The 20,026-nt window shown below is 37.8% G+C and carries 15 protein-coding genes and 1 pseudogene; 9 read left to right on the forward strand and 7 right to left on the reverse strand.

What is annotated here, in order from left to right:
* Positions 1-29 precede the first annotated feature (29 nt).
* From glmU to HPOKI112_RS03530, 9 genes are all read left to right on the forward strand, one after another.
* The gene (gene glmU / locus HPOKI112_RS03490) at positions 30-1,331 is read left to right on the forward strand and encodes a bifunctional UDP-N-acetylglucosamine diphosphorylase/glucosamine-1-phosphate N-acetyltransferase GlmU (RefSeq protein ID WP_025309772.1); all 1,302 of its coding nucleotides are present in this window, start codon (positions 30-32) and stop codon (positions 1,329-1,331) included.
* 201 nt (positions 1,332-1,532) lie between these two features.
* On the forward strand, positions 1,533-1,853 hold the full coding sequence (locus tag HPOKI112_RS03495; RefSeq protein WP_000015761.1) for a hypothetical protein: 321 nt from the start codon (positions 1,533-1,535) through the stop codon (positions 1,851-1,853).
* A gap of 38 nt (positions 1,854-1,891) precedes the next feature.
* The gene (locus tag HPOKI112_RS03500; RefSeq protein ID WP_025309773.1) at positions 1,892-2,389 is read left to right on the forward strand and encodes a hypothetical protein; all 498 of its coding nucleotides are present in this window, start codon (positions 1,892-1,894) and stop codon (positions 2,387-2,389) included.
* A 307-nt stretch (positions 2,390-2,696) separates the two neighbouring features.
* Positions 2,697-3,017 (forward strand): hypothetical protein, encoded by a 321-nt coding sequence (locus HPOKI112_RS03505; protein ID WP_000015761.1) that lies wholly within the window; start codon positions 2,697-2,699, stop codon positions 3,015-3,017.
* Positions 3,018-3,055: 38 nt separating this feature from the next.
* Positions 3,056-3,565 (forward strand): hypothetical protein, encoded by a 510-nt coding sequence (locus HPOKI112_RS03510; protein WP_038418638.1) that lies wholly within the window; start codon positions 3,056-3,058, stop codon positions 3,563-3,565.
* A gap of 171 nt (positions 3,566-3,736) precedes the next feature.
* Positions 3,737-6,103, forward strand: coding sequence for a ribonucleoside-diphosphate reductase subunit alpha (locus HPOKI112_RS03515; protein WP_025309775.1), 2,367 nt, complete (start codon positions 3,737-3,739; stop codon positions 6,101-6,103).
* Between the two features lie 60 nt (positions 6,104-6,163).
* The gene (locus HPOKI112_RS03520; protein ID WP_025309776.1) at positions 6,164-7,111 is read left to right on the forward strand and encodes a Gfo/Idh/MocA family protein; all 948 of its coding nucleotides are present in this window, start codon (positions 6,164-6,166) and stop codon (positions 7,109-7,111) included.
* A gap of 113 nt (positions 7,112-7,224) precedes the next feature.
* Positions 7,225-7,992 (forward strand): sulfite exporter TauE/SafE family protein, encoded by a 768-nt coding sequence (locus HPOKI112_RS03525; RefSeq protein ID WP_025276868.1) that lies wholly within the window; start codon positions 7,225-7,227, stop codon positions 7,990-7,992.
* 3 nt (positions 7,993-7,995) lie between these two features.
* On the forward strand, positions 7,996-8,502 hold the full coding sequence (locus HPOKI112_RS03530) for a methylated-DNA--[protein]-cysteine S-methyltransferase (RefSeq protein ID WP_025309777.1): 507 nt from the start codon (positions 7,996-7,998) through the stop codon (positions 8,500-8,502).
* Between the two features lie 62 nt (positions 8,503-8,564).
* Here the strand turns inward: HPOKI112_RS03530 and xerH are convergent, their stop codons facing one another.
* From xerH to HPOKI112_RS03560, 7 genes and pseudogenes are all read right to left on the reverse strand, one after another.
* Complete coding sequence (gene xerH, locus HPOKI112_RS03535) at positions 8,565-9,632, reverse strand: tyrosine recombinase XerH (protein WP_025309778.1); 1,068 nt, start codon at positions 9,630-9,632, stop codon at positions 8,565-8,567.
* Between the two features lie 13 nt (positions 9,633-9,645).
* Positions 9,646-9,987 carry a hypothetical protein gene (locus HPOKI112_RS08440; RefSeq protein WP_235169407.1) on the reverse strand — a complete coding sequence of 114 codons (342 nt, stop codon included), beginning with the start codon at positions 9,985-9,987 and terminating at the stop codon, positions 9,646-9,648.
* 173 nt (positions 9,988-10,160) lie between these two features.
* Complete coding sequence (locus tag HPOKI112_RS03540) at positions 10,161-11,252, reverse strand: hypothetical protein (RefSeq protein ID WP_412127276.1); 1,092 nt, start codon at positions 11,250-11,252, stop codon at positions 10,161-10,163.
* A gap of 178 nt (positions 11,253-11,430) precedes the next feature.
* A complete protein-coding gene (locus tag HPOKI112_RS03545) occupies positions 11,431-12,603 on the reverse strand; it encodes a pyridoxal phosphate-dependent aminotransferase (RefSeq protein ID WP_025309779.1) in 1,173 nt (390 codons plus the stop codon).
* Between the two features lie 158 nt (positions 12,604-12,761).
* Positions 12,762-13,574 carry an outer membrane protein gene (locus HPOKI112_RS03550; RefSeq protein ID WP_025276871.1) on the reverse strand — a complete coding sequence of 271 codons (813 nt, stop codon included), beginning with the start codon at positions 13,572-13,574 and terminating at the stop codon, positions 12,762-12,764.
* 226 nt (positions 13,575-13,800) lie between these two features.
* On the reverse strand, positions 13,801-15,258 hold the full coding sequence (locus HPOKI112_RS03555) for a P-loop NTPase fold protein (protein WP_025309780.1): 1,458 nt from the start codon (positions 15,256-15,258) through the stop codon (positions 13,801-13,803).
* Positions 15,255-20,020 (reverse strand): annotated as a pseudogene (locus HPOKI112_RS03560) (type ISP restriction/modification enzyme). The gene HPOKI112_RS03555 and the pseudogene HPOKI112_RS03560 overlap by 4 nt, the downstream one beginning before the upstream one ends.
* Positions 20,021-20,026: the final 6 nt, after the last annotated feature.

The raw sequence follows: 20,026 nt of genomic DNA on the forward strand, positions 1-20,026 counted from the left end.
AATTCCCTAAAATAAGTTTAAGGATTTTAATGCTTTCTGTCATCATACTGGCCGCTGGTAAAGGCACTCGCATGCATTCTAGCCTGCCTAAAACTTTACACACGATTTGCGGGGAGCCTATGTTGTTTTACATTTTAGAAACGGCTTTTTCAATCAGCGATGATGTGCATCTTATCTTGCACCACCAACAAGAACGCATTAAAGAAGCGGTATTGAAGCGTTTTAAGGGCGTAATTTTCCACACTCAAATCGTGGAAAAATATTCAGGAACAGGTGGGGCCATCATGCAAGAAGATAAAACGCCTATCCCCACGAAACATGAGCGGGTTTTGATTTTGAATGCGGACATGCCCTTAATCACTAAAGACGCTCTCGCCCCCTTATTAGAAAGCCATAATAACGCTATAGGCTTACTCCATTTGGCTGACCCTAAAGGTTATGGGCGCGTTATTTTAGAAGATTATCAGGTTAAAAAGATTGTAGAAGAAAAGGACGCTAATACCAAAGAAAAAACCATTAAAAGCGTGAATGCTGGCGTGTATGGGTTTGAAAGGGAGTTTTTAGAAAAATACTTACCCAAGCTCCATGACCAAAACGCCCAAAAAGAATATTACCTCACGGATTTAATCGCCCTAGGAATCAACGAAAACGAAACAATTGACGCTATTTTTTTAGAAGAAGAGTGCTTTTTAGGGGTGAATAGCCAAACAGAAAGGGCGAAGGCTGAAGAAATCATGCTAGAAAGACTGCGGAAAAACGCCATGGATTTGGGGGTAGTGATGCAATTGCCTGGTAGTATTTATTTAGAAAAAGGCGTGAATTTTAAGGGGGAGTGCGTTTTAGAGCAAGGGGTGCGTTTGAGCGGGAATTGCTTGATAGAAAATGCGCATATTAAGGCCTATAGCGTGATAGAAGAGAGCCAAATTGTTAATAGCAGTGTGGGGCCGTTTGCCCATGCACGCCCTAAAAGCGTGATTTGTAACAGCCGTGTGGGGAATTTTGTAGAAACTAAAAACGCCAAACTTCAAGGTGCTAAAGCAGGGCATTTGAGCTATTTAGGGGATTGTGAGATAGGGAAAAACACAAATGTAGGGGCTGGCGTGATCACTTGCAATTACGATGGTAAAAACAAACACCAAACGATCATCGGTGAAAATGTCTTTATAGGGAGCGATAGCCAGCTAGTCGCCCCCATAAATATCGGCTCTAATGTCTTAATCGGTAGTGGCACCACCATCACTAAAGACATTCCTAGCGGTTCGTTGAGCCTTTCGCGCGCCCCTCAAACCAACATTGAAAACGGGTATTTTAAGTTTTTTAAGAAACCTTAATTTGCTTCAATAATGAAAAATCCTAAAATATTATAATCATTTACTTTAATCCTGTAATTTGAGTAGAAACAAAACGCTTATTGAGATTTTTGTGATATTTCGCTGATCTGTAACAATGCTTTTAATAGGGTTGTGGTATAAATATTCTTATCAAGGTGTGTCCAACATGCCTTGAATCTCCATTTTATGAAAGGATTTGTTATGAGTGGATTAAAAGCATTTAGTTGTGTAGTGGTTTTATGCGGTGCAATGGTTAATGCGGCTATAGCTGGTCCTAAAATAGAGGCAAGGGGTGAATTAGGCAAATTTATAGGGGGTGGTGTTGGGGGTTTTGTTGGTGATAAAATGGGCGGATTTGTTGGTGGTGCAATAGGAGGATATATTGGGTCTGAAGTAGGCGATAGGGTAGAAGATTATATCCGTGGCGTTGATAGAGAGCCTCAGACTAGAGAACCGCAAGCCCCAAGAGAACCTATCCGTGATTTTTATGATTACGGCTATAGTTTTGGGCATGCTTGGTAATCTTAAATGAGTCAAGGTGATGGGGGGAAGGAAATAACATGGATACTACAAAAGAGAACTTGAATGGTTCAAAAGAGCGTTTGAGCGACTGGGAATATCAATGGGCAGTGGCTCTAGTCTATACGATATGTATCTCCATAAACGCTAGGATTTTTTATGACATAAATGGTTCAGCTAGCGATCCGCTTTTTGACCCTAAATACAGCTATTATATGTGGCTAGTGGGTCTAATAGCGGCTTTGTTGTCTAACCTTTTATTTGACCCACGAGGTAGGGATTGTTATAAATCTTTCCAAGTAAGATACCCTAGGTTTCTCAAAGCCATTTTTAAGGCTAGGTTTTTTGGCGCGTTTTATAACGCTGTGTTAGGAGCAAGGCTAAGGGATTTTTATGTGATGCTTTTAACGATACCCTTTATTATCGCTATGCATGAAATTTCGGCGTATTGCGGGCATCCTAGCAATCTCCTTGTAGAGGGTTTGGTCATTTTGGGGTTTCAAGGTTTTCTTAAGCTTTGTGCTAAATTAGGGTGGTGATTTAACCCAAATGCCATTAAATGGAGGGGGTATAAAAAATTAAAAAACTTTAAAACCCATTCTTATTATTGAAAACGGGTATTTTAAGTTTTTTAAGAAACCTTAATTTGCTTCAATAATGAAAAATCCTAAAATATTATAATCATTTACTTTAATCCTGTAATTTGAGTAGAAACAAAACGCTTATTGAGATTTTTGTGATATTTCGCTGATCTGTAACAATGCTTTTAATAGGGTTGTGGTATAAATATTCTTATCAAGGTGTGTCCAACATGCCTTGAATCTCCATTTTATGAAAGGATTTGTTATGAGTGGATTAAAAGCATTTAGTTGTGTAGTGGTTTTATGCGGTGCAATGGTTAATGCGGCTATAGCTGGTCCTAAAATAGAGGCAAGGGGTGAATTAGGCAAATTTATAGGGGGTGGTGTTGGGGGTTTTGTTGGTGATAAAATGGGCGGATTTGTTGGTGGTGCAATAGGAGGATATATTGGGTCTGAAGTAGGCGATAGGGTAGAAGATTATATCCGTGGCGTTGATAGAGAGCCTCAGACTAGAGAACCGCAAGCCCCAAGAGAACCTATCCGTGATTTTTATGATTACGGCTATAGTTTTGGGCATGCTTGGTAATCTTAAATGAGTCAAGGTGATGGGGGGAAGGAAATAACATGGATACTACAAAAGAGAACTTGAATGGTTCAAAAGAGCGTTTGAGCGACTGGGAATATCAATGGGCAGTGGCTCTAGTCTATACGATATGTATCTCCATAAACGCTAGGATTTTTTATGACATAAATGGTTCAGCTAGCGATCCGCTTTTTGACCCTAAATACAGCTATTATATGTGGCTAGTGGGTCTAATAGCGGCTTTGTTGTCTAACCTTTTATTTGACCCACGAGGTAGGGATTGTTATAAATCTTTCCAAGTAAGATACCCTAGGTTTCTCAAAGCCATTTTTAAGGCTAGGTTTTTTGGCGCGTTTTATAACGCTGTGTTAGGATCAAGGCTAAGGGATTTTTATGTGATGCTTTTAACGATGCCCTTTATTGCCGCTATCCATGAGGTTTCGGCGTATTGCGGGCATCCTAGCAACTTCCTTGTAGAGGGTTTGGTCATTCTTGGCCTTGTGTGTGTTTTTGGGATTTGTGTTAGGCTTTGTGCTAAATTAGGGTGGTGATTTAACCCAAATGCCATTAAATGGAGGGGGGTATAAAAAATTAAAAAACTTTAAAACTCATTCTCATTAATAGAACAGATCCAACTTGAACTTTTCTTTTTCTTAAGTTTTTTATTGATACAATTCCAAATTTAAAAAACAAACGATTTAATTCAAATTTAAGGAAAAATTTTGATTACGGTGGTTAAACGAAACGGGCGCATTGAGCCTTTGGACATTACAAAAATCCAAAAATACACTAAGGACGCTACGGACAATTTAGAGGGCGTGAGCCAAAGTGAGCTGGAAGTGGATGCGAGGTTGCAATTTAGGGACAAGATCACTACTGAAGAAATCCAACAAACTTTGATTAAAACCGCTGTGGATAAGATAGATATTGACACGCCTAATTGGAGCTTTGTCGCCTCAAGGCTTTTTTTGTATGATTTATACCATAAAGTAAGTGGTTTTACAGGGTATAGGCATTTGAAAGAGTATTTTGAAAACGCTGAAGAAAAGGGCCGTATCCTTAAGGGCTTTAAGGAAAAATTTGATTTAGAGTTTTTAAATGGCCAGATCAAGCCTGAAAGGGATTTCCAATTCAATTATTTAGGGATTAAAACCTTGTATGATCGCTATTTGTTAAAAGACTCTAACAACAACCCTATTGAATTGCCCCAACACATGTTTATGAGCATTGCGATGTTTTTAGCGCAAAACGAACAAGAACCCAACAAAATCGCTTTAGAATTTTATGAAGTTTTAAGCAAGTTTGAAGCGATGTGCGCGACCCCCACTCTAGCGAACGCTCGCACCACCAAACACCAGCTAAGCTCATGCTATATTGGCAGCACGCCGGATAATATTGAGGGGATTTTTGACAGCTATAAGGAAATGGCGCTGTTGTCCAAATACGGCGGAGGGATCGGCTGGGATTTTTCTTTGGTGCGCTCTATTGGGAGTTATATTGATGGGCATAAAAATGCAAGCGCTGGCACGATCCCTTTTTTAAAAATCGCTAATGATGTGGCGATTGCGGTGGATCAATTAGGCACACGAAAGGGCGCGATTGCGGTGTATTTGGAAATTTGGCACATTGATGTGATGGAGTTCATTGATTTAAGGAAAAATAGCGGCGATGAAAGGCGAAGAGCGCATGATTTATTCCCGGCTATTTGGGTGTGCGATCTGTTTATGAAAAGGGTTTTAGAAGATGCGATGTGGACTTTGTTTGACCCTTATGAGTGTAAGGATTTGACTGAGCTTTATGGGCAGGATTTTGAAAAACGCTACTTAGAGTATGAAAAAGATCCTAAAATCATTAAAGAATACATTAACGCTAAAGATTTATGGAAAAAAATCTTAATGAATTATTTTGAAGCCGGCTTGCCTTTCTTAGCCTTTAAAGATAACGCCAATCGGTGCAATCCAAACGCTCATGCAGGCATTATTCGATCCAGCAATCTGTGCACGGAGATTTTTCAAAATACCGCACCTAACCACTATTACATGCAAATAGAATACACCGATGGTGCCATAGAGTTTTTTGAAGAAAAGCAGTTGGTAACGACAGATAATCATATCACTAAATGCGCCAACAAGCTCACTAGCACCGACATTCTTAAGGACAAGCAAATCTATATCGCTACTAAAGTCGCTAAAGACGGGCAAACGGCGGTGTGTAATCTAGCGAGCATTAATTTAAGTAAGATCAACACCGAAGAAGACATTAAAAGGGTTGTGCCGATCATGGTTAGGCTTTTAGACAATGTGATTGATTTGAATTTCTACCCCAACCGCAAAGTCAAAGCCACTAATTTAAAAAATAGAGCCATAGGGTTAGGGGTTATGGGTGAAGCGCAAATGCTCGCAGAACATCAGATCGCTTGGGGGTCTAAAGAGCATTTAGAAAAAATTGACGCTTTAATGGAGCAAATCAGCTACCATGCGATTGACACGAGCGCGAATCTAGCGAAAGAAAAAGGGGTTTATAAGGATTTTGAAAATTCAGAATGGAGTAAGGGGATTTTCCCCATTGATAAAGCCAATAATGAAGCCTTAAAACTCACCGAAAAAGGGCTTTTTAATCACGCTTGCGATTGGCAAGGTTTGAGGGAAAAAGTCAAAGCCAACGGCATGCGTAATGGCTATTTGATGGCGATCGCTCCCACAAGCTCTATTTCTATTTTAGTAGGCACAACCCAAACGATTGAACCCATTTATAAGAAAAAATGGTTTGAAGAAAATTTGAGCGGGCTAATTCCTGTTGTAGTGCCTAATTTGAATGTAGAAACTTGGAATTTTTACACATCAGCCTATGATATTGACGCTAAAGATTTGATTAAAGCAGCAGCCGTGCGCCAAAAATGGATCGATCAAGGCCAAAGCATTAATGTGTTTTTACGCATAGAAAACGCTAGCGGTAAAACCTTGCATGAAATTTACACGCTCGCTTGGAAATTAGGACTCAAATCCACTTATTATTTGCGCAGCGAAAGCCCTAGCATAGATGAAAAAAGCGTGTTGGATCGATCGGTGGAATGTTTTAATTGCCAATAATATAAGCTTAAATAAGCTAATCTTTGCTAACATAAGATTAAAATTCTTGAAGGAAGATGAATGCTTTTTGCTATGATTGGTTCAGGGGGGTTTATCGCTCCCAAGCACTTGCAAGCGATTAGAGATACAGGGCATTTTTTGGATTGCTCTTTTGATGTTCATGATAGCGTGGGGGTTTTAGATGAGTATTTCCCGCAATCAGAGTTTTTTACCAATATTGAAGATTTTGAAAATCATTTAGAGCAATCTAAGGCTATGGGTAAAGAAATCAATTATTTGAGTGTTTGCACGCCCACGCACACGCATTTTGATCACATCCGTTTCGGGTTAAGAAACGGCATGCATGTGATTTGTGAAAAACCCTTAGTTTTAGACCCTGGCGAAATACAAGAATTGAAAGATTTAGAGGTGAAACACCAAAAAAGGGTGTTTAGTCTTTTGCCCTTACGCTTGCATTGCGACACGCTGGCTTTGAAAGAAAAAATTAAGAGCGAATTAGACAAAAACCCTGAAAAGGTGTTTGACATCACGCTCACTTATATCAGCGTTCAAGGGAAATGGTATTTTTCTTCATGGCGAGCGGATGTGAATAGGAGTGGGGGGTTAGCCACTCAAATGGGAGTGAATATTTTTGACACTTTATTGTATTTGTTTGGAGGCGTTAAAGATAAGGTTATCAATAAAGAAGAGCCTGATTGCATAGGGGGGACACTCTTTTTAGAGCATGCCAAAATAAGGTGGTTTTTTTCCATCAATCCAGAACACATGGGAGTGGCTAAAGAGAAAGTTTATCATAAAATGATCCTAGAGGGCGAAGAAGTCAATCTCACGCAGGGCTTTGATAATCTGTATATAGAAAGCTACAAACAGATTTTAGCTCAAGGGGGGTTTGGTTTAGATGACGCTATGGCGTCTATCAAACTGGCTTATGAATTAAGAAATCTTTCAGTCAGCGAACCCAATGAAGATTCGCATGTTTTGTGTTGCAAAAACAAAACAGACCAATAAAAGCACCACTTTTAAAAGCGTTGTTTAGGGGGGTTTGGTTATTTGCATTTGATTAGAATAGGGTTATTTTTAATTTTCTTTTAAGAGGGGGTTTTACTTTTTTAAGGGTTTTTATGGATATTTATGCGTTATACATAGCGATAGGGCTTTTTACTGGCATTCTATCAGGGATTTTTGGCATTGGTGGAGGGTTGATCATTGTCCCTATCATGCTCGCAACCGGGCATTCTTTTGAAGAATCCATTGGGATTTCCATTTTGCAAATGGTTCTTTCATCGTTCGTGGGATCTGTTTTGAATTTCAAAAAAAAATCGCTTGATTTTTCTTTAGGCTTGTTGATAGGGGCAGGGGGGCTGATAGGGGCGAGTTTTAGCGGATTTGTTTTAAAAATCGTTTCCAGTAAAATTTTAATGGTTATTTTCGCGCTTTTAGTCGTGTATTCTATGATCCAATTTGTTTTGAAACCCAAAAAAAAAGATTTTATAGCGGATACTAAACGCTACCATTTGCAAGGTTTAAAATTATTTTTAATTGGCGCGCTCACAGGGTTTTTTGCCATCACTTTAGGGATTGGTGGGGGAATGCTCATGGTGCCTTTGATGCATTATTTTTTAGGGTATGATTCTAAAAAATGCGTGGCGTTAGGGTTATTTTTCATCTTGTTTTCTTCTATTTCAGGAGCTTTTTCTTTAATGTATCATCACATCATCAATAAAGAAGTGCTCTTAGCAGGGGCGATTGTGGGATTAGGCTCTGTTATGGGCGTGAGCATTGGGATTAAATGGATCATGGGGCTTTTGAATGAAAAAATGCATAAAGCTTTGATTTTGGGGGTGTATGGTTTGTCGCTATTGATTGTTTTATACAAACTCTTTTTTTAATTGATGGTTTTATACCACTACTATTTTAAGACCCCTAAGAGCTTCCCTTTAGAGTATTTGCATTTGTGCACTAATGAGAGTCATTTATTAAGGTTGGACTTTGATGCGGCTAATTTTTCTCATAACACCCCTATGAATACCCCATTAAAACTCAGCGTTCAAGCCTTGGAGCGTTATTTCTTGGGACAACTTTTTGAATTTGATGTGCCTTTAGATTTGATAGGAACTCCTTTTCAAAAACAAGTTTGGTCTGCGTTAATGACTATCCCTTATGGCAAGACAAAAAGTTATGATGAAATCGCAAAACTCATCAATAACCCTAGATCTTGCAGAGCTATTGGCAATGCTAATCGCAATAACCCTATTTCTTTGATCGTGCCTTGTCATAGAGTGGTGCGTAAAAATGGCGCTTTAGGGGGGTATAATGGGGGCATAGAAGTCAAAAAGTGGCTGTTAGAATTTGAAAGCAAAATTTTAAACCAGCAAGCTAAAAACTCTTTAATTTCTTAAAAAATGGGGTTTTGGTTATTTTATGGTAAAAATCATTTTTTTAAGGGGGTAGGGGGGTGTTTTTAATCTTCTTCCCAAATACTCGCCGCTTCTTCTAAACGCTGCTTGTCAAAATGCGTGTAAATCCTACTGGTATTCAAGCTCGCATGCCCTAGAGCTTCTTGAACTAAAATCAAATCATGGCGTTTTTGATAAAGCAAGGTCGCAAAAGAATGCCTTAACATGTGTGCCCCATTTTTTTCTCGCCTGAGTCCTGCAAAATTGATGATGCGCTCCACTTGCTTATACAAATACGCTTGCGTTAAAGCATTGCCTTTTTGATTGCAAAACAATAAATCATTTTTAACGGGATATAATTCCCTTTCCATGAGCCATTCTTTTAAAAGGCTCTCAATGTGGAAAGCTTTGAGCATCACCGCTCTGTATTTGTCGCCCTTACCTTTAATCAAAATCGTGTAACAGCCATTTTCTAAAGTAAAATCCTTTATTTTAAGTTGTAAGGCTTCGTTAGAGCGCATGCCTGTAAAAACGATGATTTTAATGAGCAGGCGGTTTCTGGCACGCACTTTAGCGGACATTTCTATTTTATCAATGCCCTCTAAAAATTTTTCTAATTCTTCATTATTTAAATGAGTAGGGAGCTTACTACCCGCGCTTTGATTGACTCCGCTGATATTTTTAAGCGTGATATTATAAATATAAGATTTTTCATTTTCATCTTGATTTTGCTTGTCTATGTAGCTAAAAAGCCCGAGCAGGGCGATTCTATAATTTTTCTTAGTGGCTAAACTCAAACCCCCAGTATAGACGCTCAAAAATTCAGCGAGCAGTACTTCATCAATGCTTTTGAGCGATTTTAAAGAAATCTTTTTTGTGTATTCGTGGAATTTGAGTAGGGGCAATGCGTAGGTGTTGATCCCGAGTAATCCGGCGTTACGCGCTTTTTTGCAGATCTTTTCTAAGTGGCTTGCACTGCACGCTTGATTTAGTTCGTTCAAGCATTCAAAAACCTTGTTTTGGTCTTTCACTTGGGAATTAGACAGGCTTGTGCATTTGTAGCGTAAAAAGCGTCCAATCCATAGCAAAAGATTTTCTATAGGGTCTTTTAATTCTTCTAGGGGGTGCTTCATTTAGGGTTTAACTTTATTCTTTCAAGTGTGTGTCAAGAATAAAATAGCCTTCTCTAACATGACGCGCTAAAGAACCGTGGCTATGATTTTTTTCAACAAGCCGATCAATATTCTCTAGATCCAACGCTTCTCTAGGCACTTCAATAATAAATTCTAATTTTTCATCTAAAAAGTTAACAATATCAAAGATAAAATGGAATATATTATAGTTGAAATTATATCGAATTTTTCTTATTAACGCATAGGTGATAATTGGCGGTTGATATGGTTGAAACGATAATTGATAATTTAAAACCTCAATAATATGATTCGATAGATCTGCTTTATTTTGTGATAATTTTTGTAACAATTGCATCTCTAGACTCTTGGGAGTTAAAATATTAACAATGGTTTTATTTTGTATAATATAAAAACCTTTGCGGACACAAGATTTCAGTATGGATTGAATTTTCAAATATGAGTGTGATTCTCTTGTTCTCATCTTAGGTAATCTCATATCTCTCAACTCTTTTCTAGGCACATTGACAATTAATTGATGAGAATTATCAATATCGAAGATTCAATATCGAAGATAAAATAGAATGCATCATCAAGCAAATTATATTCAATTTTAATTTGATTTATTTCAATGATAATATCGTTTAATAGATCTTGTTTATATTGCACTAATTGTGTCTCTAAATCCTTAGGATCTATGAAACAACAGCTAGAACCTGTATATTCCTTGCTTGCATAAGATAAAGCATTGCTGATAATTTTTTCACCGACTATCTTACCACTTTTTAAATTCTCAGCGATTTCATTGATCTTAAAGTTTTGTGCAGAGCTTTGCTTATATGTCTCATTCTTTTCTTTTTGCTGATCTCTTTCTTCAATCACTCGTGCCTTTAGTTTATTTATTGTTTCACTTGGTAGGGTTTCAGAATAGTCAAGCAAAAATGTCTCACGAAACCGCTTATAGTGCGACTTAATATCTTCCATGTGTTTTTCAAAAGTTGAGTTTATGCGAAAATCACTACCTGAATATTTATTGTCTACAAAACAATCATTATGAGGATACAATGTTATGGAGATACGATCATTTATTATTTTTTTATTTTTTATTAAAAAATCTTTATAATCTTCAATTGGATTCTCATCTAATACAAAAGAATAAAACTCATTCCTCAACTCCAAAAGAGAATCCCAAAAAGTCTTGGGGTTTGAAATTCCAATTTTAACTTTTGTAGATCCGAATTCTTTCCCAAAAAAATGCGTTCTTGTTCTTAGGAATTTTATCTCTTTTGTGTCGGTGTTTTGCGTGTCTTGCTTGTTTTCGCAATAACAAATCGCTGTTGGATTACAATGTGTTGTGGCTAACACCAACAAGTAGTTTTTTAAATTGAATGTCGTGCTTGGCTCGTTTTCATATACAAAAAACAAGCTTTCGCTAGGTCCAATAATAATCTCAACAAACCCTATAAATTCACACTTATTTATTAAGAAAGATCTTATCTGATCTTGCTTTGTTGGTTCAGAAGAAAGGTAGCCACTCCTCATCACATTTTTAAAATGCGATAGAATTAGTCCAATGAAAGCGATAACCCCAAAAGGCGAGCGATTATTGATTTTTTCTTCCATCCATTCAGAGTTATTGTTGTTGTGATCAAATCTTATTGCTATAATTATTCCTTAAAATCTATTTTAGTTATGAAAACTGCACTTTTCAAACTTTTAAGTCAAACCATTATACTATGCTATGCCACTAACTACAATATCAAATTCCAAACAAGATTAAAATCCCCCTTTAAAAATTCTTTTACCCCTTTGATTTGACAAAGCGAGCAATGCGTTCAATCCCCTTTTCAATCTGTTCTTCTGAACATGCAAAAGACAAACGAACATAACCTTCCAATCCAAAAGCCTTTCCAGGCACTAACGCTACGCCTTCCTTTTCTAACAACTCATGGCAAAATCGCATCGAATCCCCCCCACAAAGGCTACCAATATGGATAAACAGATAAAACGCCCCATCAGGTTTTAAAGCACTCAGTCCTTCAATCGCATTGATTTTTACATGGGCTAAATTACAGCGCTTCTCAAAAGCCTGACGCATCGTTTCAATTTCTTTATCCACCAACCCCTCAAGCGCCACAATAGAAGCCATTTGCGTGATAGAATTGATATTGGAAGTGCATTGGCTTTGCAAGTTGTTCATCAATTTGACTAATTTTTTATCCTTGCTCGCCGCATAGCCCATACGCCAACCCGTCATCGCCACTGACTTACTCAAGCCATTAATGGTAACGGTGCGTTTTTTCATCTCTTCACTCACCGCCGCACAAGAAACAAACTCCCCCTTATAAACAAGCTTTTCATAAATTTCATCGCTAAGCACCCAAATTGGAGTGTCTTTTAAAACTTCGCCCAAAGCCTCTAATTCCGCCTTGCTATAAAGCATGCCGGTAGGGTTTGATGGGGTGGTGAGAATGAGCACTTTCGTTTTGGGGCTTAAGGCGTCTTTAAGTTGCTTGGGAGTGATTTTAAAATGGCTTTTTTCATCGGTTTGAATGAATTGACTCACCCCTCCGCTGTATTTCACAAGCTCAGGGTAAGTTACCCAAAAAGGCACAGGGATAACCACCTCATCGCCCTCCCCTATTAAGGCTTGAATCGCATTGAACAGGCTTTGCTTAGCGCCATTACTCACCAGAATTTCACTCGGCTCATAATCCAAGTTGTTTTCTTTTTTTAATTTAAAAGCGATCGCTTTTAACAATTCAGGGATCCCAGCCACTGGAGTGTATTTTGTAAAGCCGTCATTTAGGGCTTTTATAGCCGCATCTTTAATCGCTTGCGGGGTGTCAAAATCAGGCTCGCCCGCTGAAAAACTTAAAATATCTTTTCCTTGCGATTTCAATTCTTTAGCGAGTGTGCTGATAGCGATCGTTTTGGATTCTGAAAGGGATTGGATTTTAGAGGAATATAACATGCTTAATCCTTGTTAAATTTTTGAACTATCATAACATGATCAAAAAGATTTTAATTCTAATTTTCAAAAAACTTTAAAAAATGTTTCAAAAGAAAGCGGTGGCTTATGCAAGAAAACTCTAATTGAAAATCCAATTAGAGAAAAACAAGCGTTTTAAATCAGAAATTGTAACGATACCCTACATAAAGGCTGTATTGACGGCGGTAAGTGAAGCTCAAATTCCCATGGTTAAAATAATAAACATTGATAGTAGGAATCTTCACGCCAAAGTCAAATTCTTGATGCTGGCCAATATGGGTGCGGATCCCTAAATTAAAAAGGAACTGGAAAATCGCCGGATCAAGGCTATAGGAGGTGTGCTTATAAGGGCTTTTAGTTTCCAAAAAGGCCCCTGTCGTATTACCCCAAGAGTTGCCCGCGATTTGAGCCCCAAAAAAGAAACCAAAACTCGCATCTTCTTTATTGATGACATTGTATAAAGTGTCAATACCCACACCATAAGTGAACATGTCAGACAGATTGCCCATTGTCCCTACTTTGGTCGCACATGGTTGGTGAAGCTCGCACACCCCACCGTTATCTGATGTCAAAGCGTTCGCTCCAAACACGGCATGCCCATAATCCATGAAGCCGTAATAGCGTGCACCAAACCATCTCTTCTCCCCAAAAAACTGCTTATAACCCACAGTAAGCCCCAAACCTTGCATAACGGCTAGATAGTCGGTTTTACCCACAGGGAACTTAGGGTAGTTAAATTCACTGCTTTTGGGGGGGTTTTTAACGCTTTGTGAAGCCTGACCGACTTGATAGCTAATTCCCAAATACCAAGCGTTTTGCTCGCCTTTCACTGCTTTATAATCTTTTGGTTTTTCCAATTGCTTTTGCACTTCTGTGCTACCTTCTGCTGCCAAAAGACTATTACCTAACACTACCGATAAACAGAGCGTTTTAAACACTACAAACTTTTTCATACAACATTTTTCCTTCTAAAAGTCTACATTTCGTATAATAATAACATAATAATCTATAAAAAACCTAAATTCTTAAGAAAAACACCCCTAAAAACTTAAAATTTTAAATTTTCTAGGGGGTTTTAGCGGTTTGGCTCGGTGATTTTTTCTGTTTTTGGGGGGATTTTGGGATATTAAGTCGTTTAGGATAGTTGGAAAATTGCGTTTTTTAATTTGAGAAAATCAATTAAAGTGGGTGGTTGCATGAATACAAGAGAAAATCTTTTGGGAGATCAATTTTTAGTTGTTTAAATGTGTGGCTGAGTGGCAAACTAAAAGTGTAATCGTTGATCCAAAAATATTCCCCCAAATCTTGCTGATTTTCATTGCGGTATTGGGATGTGCTTTTATGCCATTTTTCTATTAATTCCAAACATTCATCTCTATGGTTTTCCATAACTGCCCTTAATGAAAAATTAGAGTTATAATTAAGAATTCTAAAACCAAAAATATAAGGGAAAGCTTTGAGATTGTCTTTATTTTCAAGAAAAAACTCAATTGATGCCTCTTCAAAGTCTTTGCTTGTTTGACACTTTTTTAAAAAATCATTGTGGTATTTTGTATCTTGAATGATTTTATTTATCATGTTTTTAAGGCAATTTTGGAGTTCTTTTGGATTATAAGAAGCGTTTGTTTTTATACTCTCTATACCATTTTTTATTGTTGGTGCTTGTTGCTCCATCACTTCTTTAAAGATTGTAGAGTTTGGAGAGAGAAGATCTATTGTATTTCCTTTTAATTCTATAGGAAGTTTTATGGGAAATGAATTAAATGAAGTATAATATTTATCATATAAATCAAAATAACATGCATAAACTATTGAATATAGTAAGTATTGGTATATTTTTTTAAACTCATCATCATCTGGATACTTTTTTAGTTGCAATTCATCATATATATTATTTAATTTTTGAAATGTTCTAAGATTGGTTGTGTTATCATCAATATTGAAAGTATCTTTCATATAGGGATAAGCTTCAAAATCCGTTTTAATTGGATGACCGCCCATTACTTCAATTTGTTCTTTTGCACAAGGAGAAAAGTTAAACATTCTGTCAAAAACTTTTTCACAATAAGCATCAAATATTTTCTGTGTCTCATCAGTAAAGAGCTTAAAGTAATTGCAAATCACAATAACACAACACCCCTTATGTTCCTTGAGTTCAGAAATCAACCCCAAAATATCTTGCACTGGGATCTTATCAGATAGTCTTTCAAACTCATCAATACACACAATGGTATTTTCCATATGCTCTTTTTTAAGCATTTTGAATAAAAAATCAACATTAACATTTATTTTTACTCCAAAATGCACACTAAGAAATGAAAGTATCCCATTAATGATGTTTCTTATTGAATTAGTTTTTTGTTTTTCAGCGCTTAAAAATTGAGCGACTAGATCTTCAATGATTGCTTGCTCATCTTTCTTCCCAAAAACAGAGGTGTAAATGGGATTTTTTTTAAGTTCTTCTCTAATGAGTGGAGCTAATCCATTTTTCCATAAATAGGTTTTTCCTATCCCCCACTCCCCATTAATGGCAATAGCGACAGGCTTATTTTGATCCTTGCTCTTTTTTAGAAGCTCAATAATCTTTTCTTTTAAGATCTCTCGCTCTTTAATTTCTATGATACTATTTTCGCTCACTCAAACCTCTTCATGCTGATTTTTTCTATCAAATCCACGCTTTTTTCAGAGAGTTTGATGACCCTACAAAGGAGTTCAAAAACGTATTGGCCGCCGGCGTAATCGTTCGGGTTGTTTTCAATCAAGCTGTCTTTATCGGTAGTCTTTTGATAGCGTTCGATCACCCAGTCAATCGCGCTCTTGCCATTAATTACATAGTCAAAGGCTTTTTTGGGGATTTTAGTGATAGCGATATGGTGGTTATAATGGATGCGATCCCCTTTTTTGGTCATTTTAACCACATCATAATAGCCTCCCACTTCGGCGTTCATTAGTGTGGTGTATTTAACGCTCTCATGCATTTCCCATTCTCATAGTTCAAATGCAACTCTCCTAATTCTTTGCCAAGAATAGAAAGTTCTTTAAAATCTTCGCTCAAACCAATGCGCGGCGCTTCTTTGGCGAGGGAATTTTTGTATTTTTCCAAATAGCCTTTATGGTGGAAAATCGCATAAATGTAGTAAAAAATCTCTTCTTCAACGATAGCATTATCTTGGTAATGCCTCCTAAAGAGGTTGAGCGCATAGCCGCTGATAGCGTTATAGCGGTTCCCCAAATCGTCGTAATAATACAAGGGGTAAGCTTGATTGGGCGAGATCAAACTATTATCAGAAATAAAATCGCTTACAAGAGCACTAAAATCCTTACCATTTCCCACACCGGTATTAATCACCACATTCTGAGCGCTTTTATTCGGGAAAATTTTTGAAAATCGTCTTTGTCTGTTTATCCAATCCTTATCCCAATAAAGCCATTGTTTGTTAAAAGGGCGATACAAGGACAACCTTACACGCTTCTCACTGCTTTCTTGCAGATTTTCATTTTTAATGAGTTTGTTTTTCAAACCATCAGTCCAAGCGATTTTCGTTTTATCGGTGGTGATTTCTTTGTCGTTGAGCTGCTTGTAAAGTTCGGCTGATTTAACGCCTTTGGTGCGTTGTTTGAAAGCTTCCCTGAAACGCGCATTGAAGCGCTTCAAATCAGCGTTATAAGTGTCAATGCAGTTTTGTACCGATTGGGTTAAAATGTTTGGAGAAAAGTTATACACCCAAGGATCACGCCCAGTTATCACGCCAAGAGAATTGATGTCAAAAATGCTGTTGTTTTGGAGTTTTTTGTCTCTTTTTAAAGGGATGAGCTTTTCAAAAGCGTCGTCCCTCTGGTTGATCCAATCGCCTTTATCATTGGGGGTGATTTCCTTAAAAGGCACCAAATCCAAATTTTCAAAACCCGCAAGCAAGTTGAGTTTGGCTTCTCTTTTCAAATAGTCTTCCACTTCATAGTAAAAAATCGTATTATTGGGAACACTCTTATCTTTCACAAAAAAGACGATCGCTATCGTCGCCCTGGATCCGCTATCAAAGATTTTCCCTCCCTCTTTTTTACAAGTTTCCCCCGAAGTTCTGGTATTCCCCCTTAAATTCAACACATAAAGATGCGCAAATTCTTGTGCCACGCTTTTTCTGAACCCGTCCACGCTTTTAGAGTCAATAAAACCCCCGTTCACCACAAAGCCTAGCACCCCCCTATCTTTAAGAAGTTCGCTTGCCATGTAGATGCTTTGAATGAGCGTGTCTCGTGTGGTTGCCCCCACATTTATAGATGTGGAATTTTTGCCGTATTTTTCATAAACCCTTTTTTCAAGCTTTGGGTGTGAAAGGTTTTGGTTATTATCGTTTTGAGATTTTGCGCCGGCTGAATAAGGCGGGTTGCCTATGATGACTCTAATATTTTGGTCGGCTAGAGTGTCTTTGATTTCTTTGTTTTCTTCCAAATCCTTAAAGAAATCGAACACCCCCTTATCATTTTTTTCTTCATAAAAATCCAGGCTGTCCGTGAGTGCGATGTTTTTGAAATTTTTTAACGAGCTGTCCCTATTTTGCGCGGCTTGGGTGATATTGATTAAAGCGATGTAATAAGATAAAAGCACGATGTCAAAAGCGAACAAATTTTTTTGAAACTTCTCTTTTAAGGCTTCATCGCTAATGAGATTATTGTCTTTAGAAAGTAAACGAGCGATAAAACTCCCGGTGCCAGTGAATGGGTCAAAAATCGTGATGTTTTTATCGTTAAAATCCGTGTTGAAATGCTTTTTCAAAATGCCGTTAGTGGCTCTTAAAATGAAATCCACCACCTCTATGGGCGTATAAACGATCCCTAGTTTTTCGCTTTGCTTTCTAAAGGCTACTTTAAAGAAAGTGTTGTAGAGGTTTTTAATGAGTTCTTGTTGGCTTTTTTGGCTTTTGGCGTGCAAGGCTTCTGTTTTCACGCTTTCATAGAGGTTTTTAAGATCTTTAGTTTCCCCCTCTAATCCCAGAGTGGAGAGTTTTTCTACCATTTTATCCAAGGCTTTTGCGATAGGGTTTTGAATATTGTCCCCAAAAATCGCATCAAAAATGGGCTTAGTGATGATGTGAGAGGTGATCATATCCAAGGCTTCATCTTCTTTGATGTTTTGATGGATATTTTCCCTTAAGGAATCTAAAAAGTCGTGGAAAAATTCAGGGTTTTTTTCAAAAATCATTTTCAAGCGGTTGTTCAAGGTCCTTGCGATGTTGCCCGTTTTTTTAGTGAAATTTTCCCAATAATTCCTGTCCCCTAATTTAGTGGGCATGACATTATACACAGCATCCGCTAGATCTTGCAATAAGATAGCGTCAAAAAGGGTTTTTTCATCGTTTTGCTTTTTTTCATCATCGCTTCCAAAGATTTTGATTTTTTCTTTAAAAGTGGCTTCATCAACCAGGCTTGGGTCATGGCTTCTTAAGGCTTTTATCACTTTCCAAATGTTTTTGAAATTGGTGTTATTGACGGCTTCATCCAGGTTTTGGATTTCACTCTCTTCTAAAGCGATAGGCAAAATGATATAGCCTCTTTGCTTGCGTTTGGCTTTTCGCATCACCCTACCCACCGCTTGGATAATATCCACCATAGCGCTTTTGCCATCAAAAAAGACAATGCTATCTAGTGCCGGGACATCCACCCCTTCGCTCAAACACCTGGCATTACTTAAAACCTTGCAAGTGTTGGGTTGGAATTCATTGAGTTCTTCTAATTTTTCAAGCCTATCCTTACAATTCATGGTGCCATCAATGTGATCGATGCTGATTTTTAGGTTTTTAAAACTCTTTTTCTTCAATTCTTCATCATAGCATTCCATAATCGTTTCAAAGGAGTCTTTAATGTTCTTGCTCGTGTTAATGCTTTTGCAAAAGCTTATGGCTCTTTGAGAGGGAGCGGTGTCGGTTTTGTTTTGCAAGTTGTGATCTTCTTTGTTTTTCTCATCTAAAACGATTAGATCCTGCTTGGCCAACCCTTTATGAGTGCCGACAATCTTACAAACAAATTCGTTATTGATGAGCTTTTTATCCAGTTTAGTGCCTTCGGCTTTGAGCTGGCTGATTTTTTTATTCACGCTGTTAGTAACGCCGCTTAAATTTTCTTTTCGCACCGCTAAAATGATGACTTTATAATCGGTTAAGAGATCCAAAGCGATCGCTTTTGAAAAATTGAGCGTATAGATTTCTTCACCAAAAACCTCTTCATCGTCCATAGAATAGATAACATTATCGCTTTCTTTGGCTTTAGCTTTAGAACTTTCGCTATACACTTTAGGCGTGGCGGTCATATACAGGCGTTTTTTCGCTTTGATATTTTTATCGCTATGGCACAGCGTGAAAGCGTTTTTATCGTCCCTTTCATTACTAGAATACATAGCCCCTACCGTTCTGTGGGCTTCATCGCAAATCATTAAATCGATTTCACCCAAACCCGCTTCTTACGCTTCTTTAATACGCAACGCGCTTTGATAGGTTGAAAAAATAATGAAGCGCTTGTTTTCTTTTTGCGCTTTTTTGTGAACGCTTAAAATGTCTTCAAGGCGAGTGGAGGGCTTTAAAGGGAGCTCAGAAAATTTAATATCATCATTGTCTTCGTCTTTACTTTGCCCGACTTTATCATCGCTGCACACGATAGAAGCGTAAAAAGGCTCGCTTTTTTCTTGCGCGTATTCTCTAAAAGTTTGAGAAAGCAAGGCGATGCTTGGCGCTAGAAAAAGCGTGATTTTGGGATCTAAAGCTTCCATGATTTTTAAAGAAGTGTAGGTTTTGCCTGTCCCGCATGCCATAATGAGCTTGCCTCTAGCGTTTTTAGGGTCAGAAAAATACTCTTTGGTGGCGTTTATGGCTTCTGTTTGGTGGGTGCGCGGCTTTTTCTTATCGCATAAGGGGATTTCGCCTTGAGTTTTCGTGGGATCGAACTTTTCCCAATCAATCTGAGAATAGATAAAATCCTCTTCACTGATTTCAACAATATCAATCCCTTTGCTTTTTCTGATTTGTTCAATTTCTTCAAGGGCGGCATGGGTTAAATTAGAAGTGGAGATGATGATCCCTTTTTTAAACCTAACCTCCCCTACCCCAGCTTGTAATTTAGCTAAAAAAGTCGCAATGTCGGGATATGAGATGCTATTTTGATGGAATTTGCATTGCACGGCGATGTATTCTTTTGAAGCCGTTGTGATCACTATATCAATCCCATGATCGCCCTCATTCCCCCTTAATTCCCAATCGCTCCAAAGATCAATAGACTCGTATTCATCAGCGCTGTCATGCTCTATTAAAAAACGCCTAGAAACTTTTTCAAACCAGCTCCCTTTAAGGCGTTTGTCGGGTATGGCTTGCAATTTTTCTTTGATGAGTGTAAAGGTGCTGATTTCTTGCATTTTTCA

Source organism: Helicobacter pylori oki112, from assembly GCF_000600085.1.
In the GTDB taxonomy this organism is placed as follows: Bacteria; Campylobacterota; Campylobacteria; order Campylobacterales; family Helicobacteraceae; genus Helicobacter; species Helicobacter pylori_CY.

Bases quoted from the DNA above. Each gene is read 5' to 3' on its own strand.
- glmU (WP_025309772.1), top strand. From the start codon at position 30: ATGCTTTCTGTCATCATACTGGCCGCTGGTAAAGGCACTCGCATGCAT.
- HPOKI112_RS03495 (WP_000015761.1), top strand. From the start codon at position 1,533: ATGAGTGGATTAAAAGCATTTAGTTGTGTAGTGGTTTTATGCGGTGCA.
- HPOKI112_RS03500 (WP_025309773.1), top strand. From the start codon at position 1,892: ATGGATACTACAAAAGAGAACTTGAATGGTTCAAAAGAGCGTTTGAGC.
- HPOKI112_RS03505 (WP_000015761.1), top strand. From the start codon at position 2,697: ATGAGTGGATTAAAAGCATTTAGTTGTGTAGTGGTTTTATGCGGTGCA.
- HPOKI112_RS03510 (WP_038418638.1), top strand. From the start codon at position 3,056: ATGGATACTACAAAAGAGAACTTGAATGGTTCAAAAGAGCGTTTGAGC.
- HPOKI112_RS03520 (WP_025309776.1), top strand. From the start codon at position 6,164: ATGCTTTTTGCTATGATTGGTTCAGGGGGGTTTATCGCTCCCAAGCAC.
- HPOKI112_RS03525 (WP_025276868.1), top strand. From the start codon at position 7,225: ATGGATATTTATGCGTTATACATAGCGATAGGGCTTTTTACTGGCATT.
- HPOKI112_RS03530 (WP_025309777.1), top strand. From the start codon at position 7,996: ATGGTTTTATACCACTACTATTTTAAGACCCCTAAGAGCTTCCCTTTA.
- xerH (WP_025309778.1), bottom strand. From the start codon at position 9,632: ATGAAGCACCCCCTAGAAGAATTAAAAGACCCTATAGAAAATCTTTTG.
- HPOKI112_RS08440 (WP_235169407.1), bottom strand. From the start codon at position 9,987: ATGCAATTGTTACAAAAATTATCACAAAATAAAGCAGATCTATCGAAT.
- HPOKI112_RS03540 (WP_412127276.1), bottom strand. From the start codon at position 11,252: ATGGAAGAAAAAATCAATAATCGCTCGCCTTTTGGGGTTATCGCTTTC.
- HPOKI112_RS03545 (WP_025309779.1), bottom strand. From the start codon at position 12,603: ATGTTATATTCCTCTAAAATCCAATCCCTTTCAGAATCCAAAACGATC.
- HPOKI112_RS03550 (WP_025276871.1), bottom strand. From the start codon at position 13,574: ATGAAAAAGTTTGTAGTGTTTAAAACGCTCTGTTTATCGGTAGTGTTA.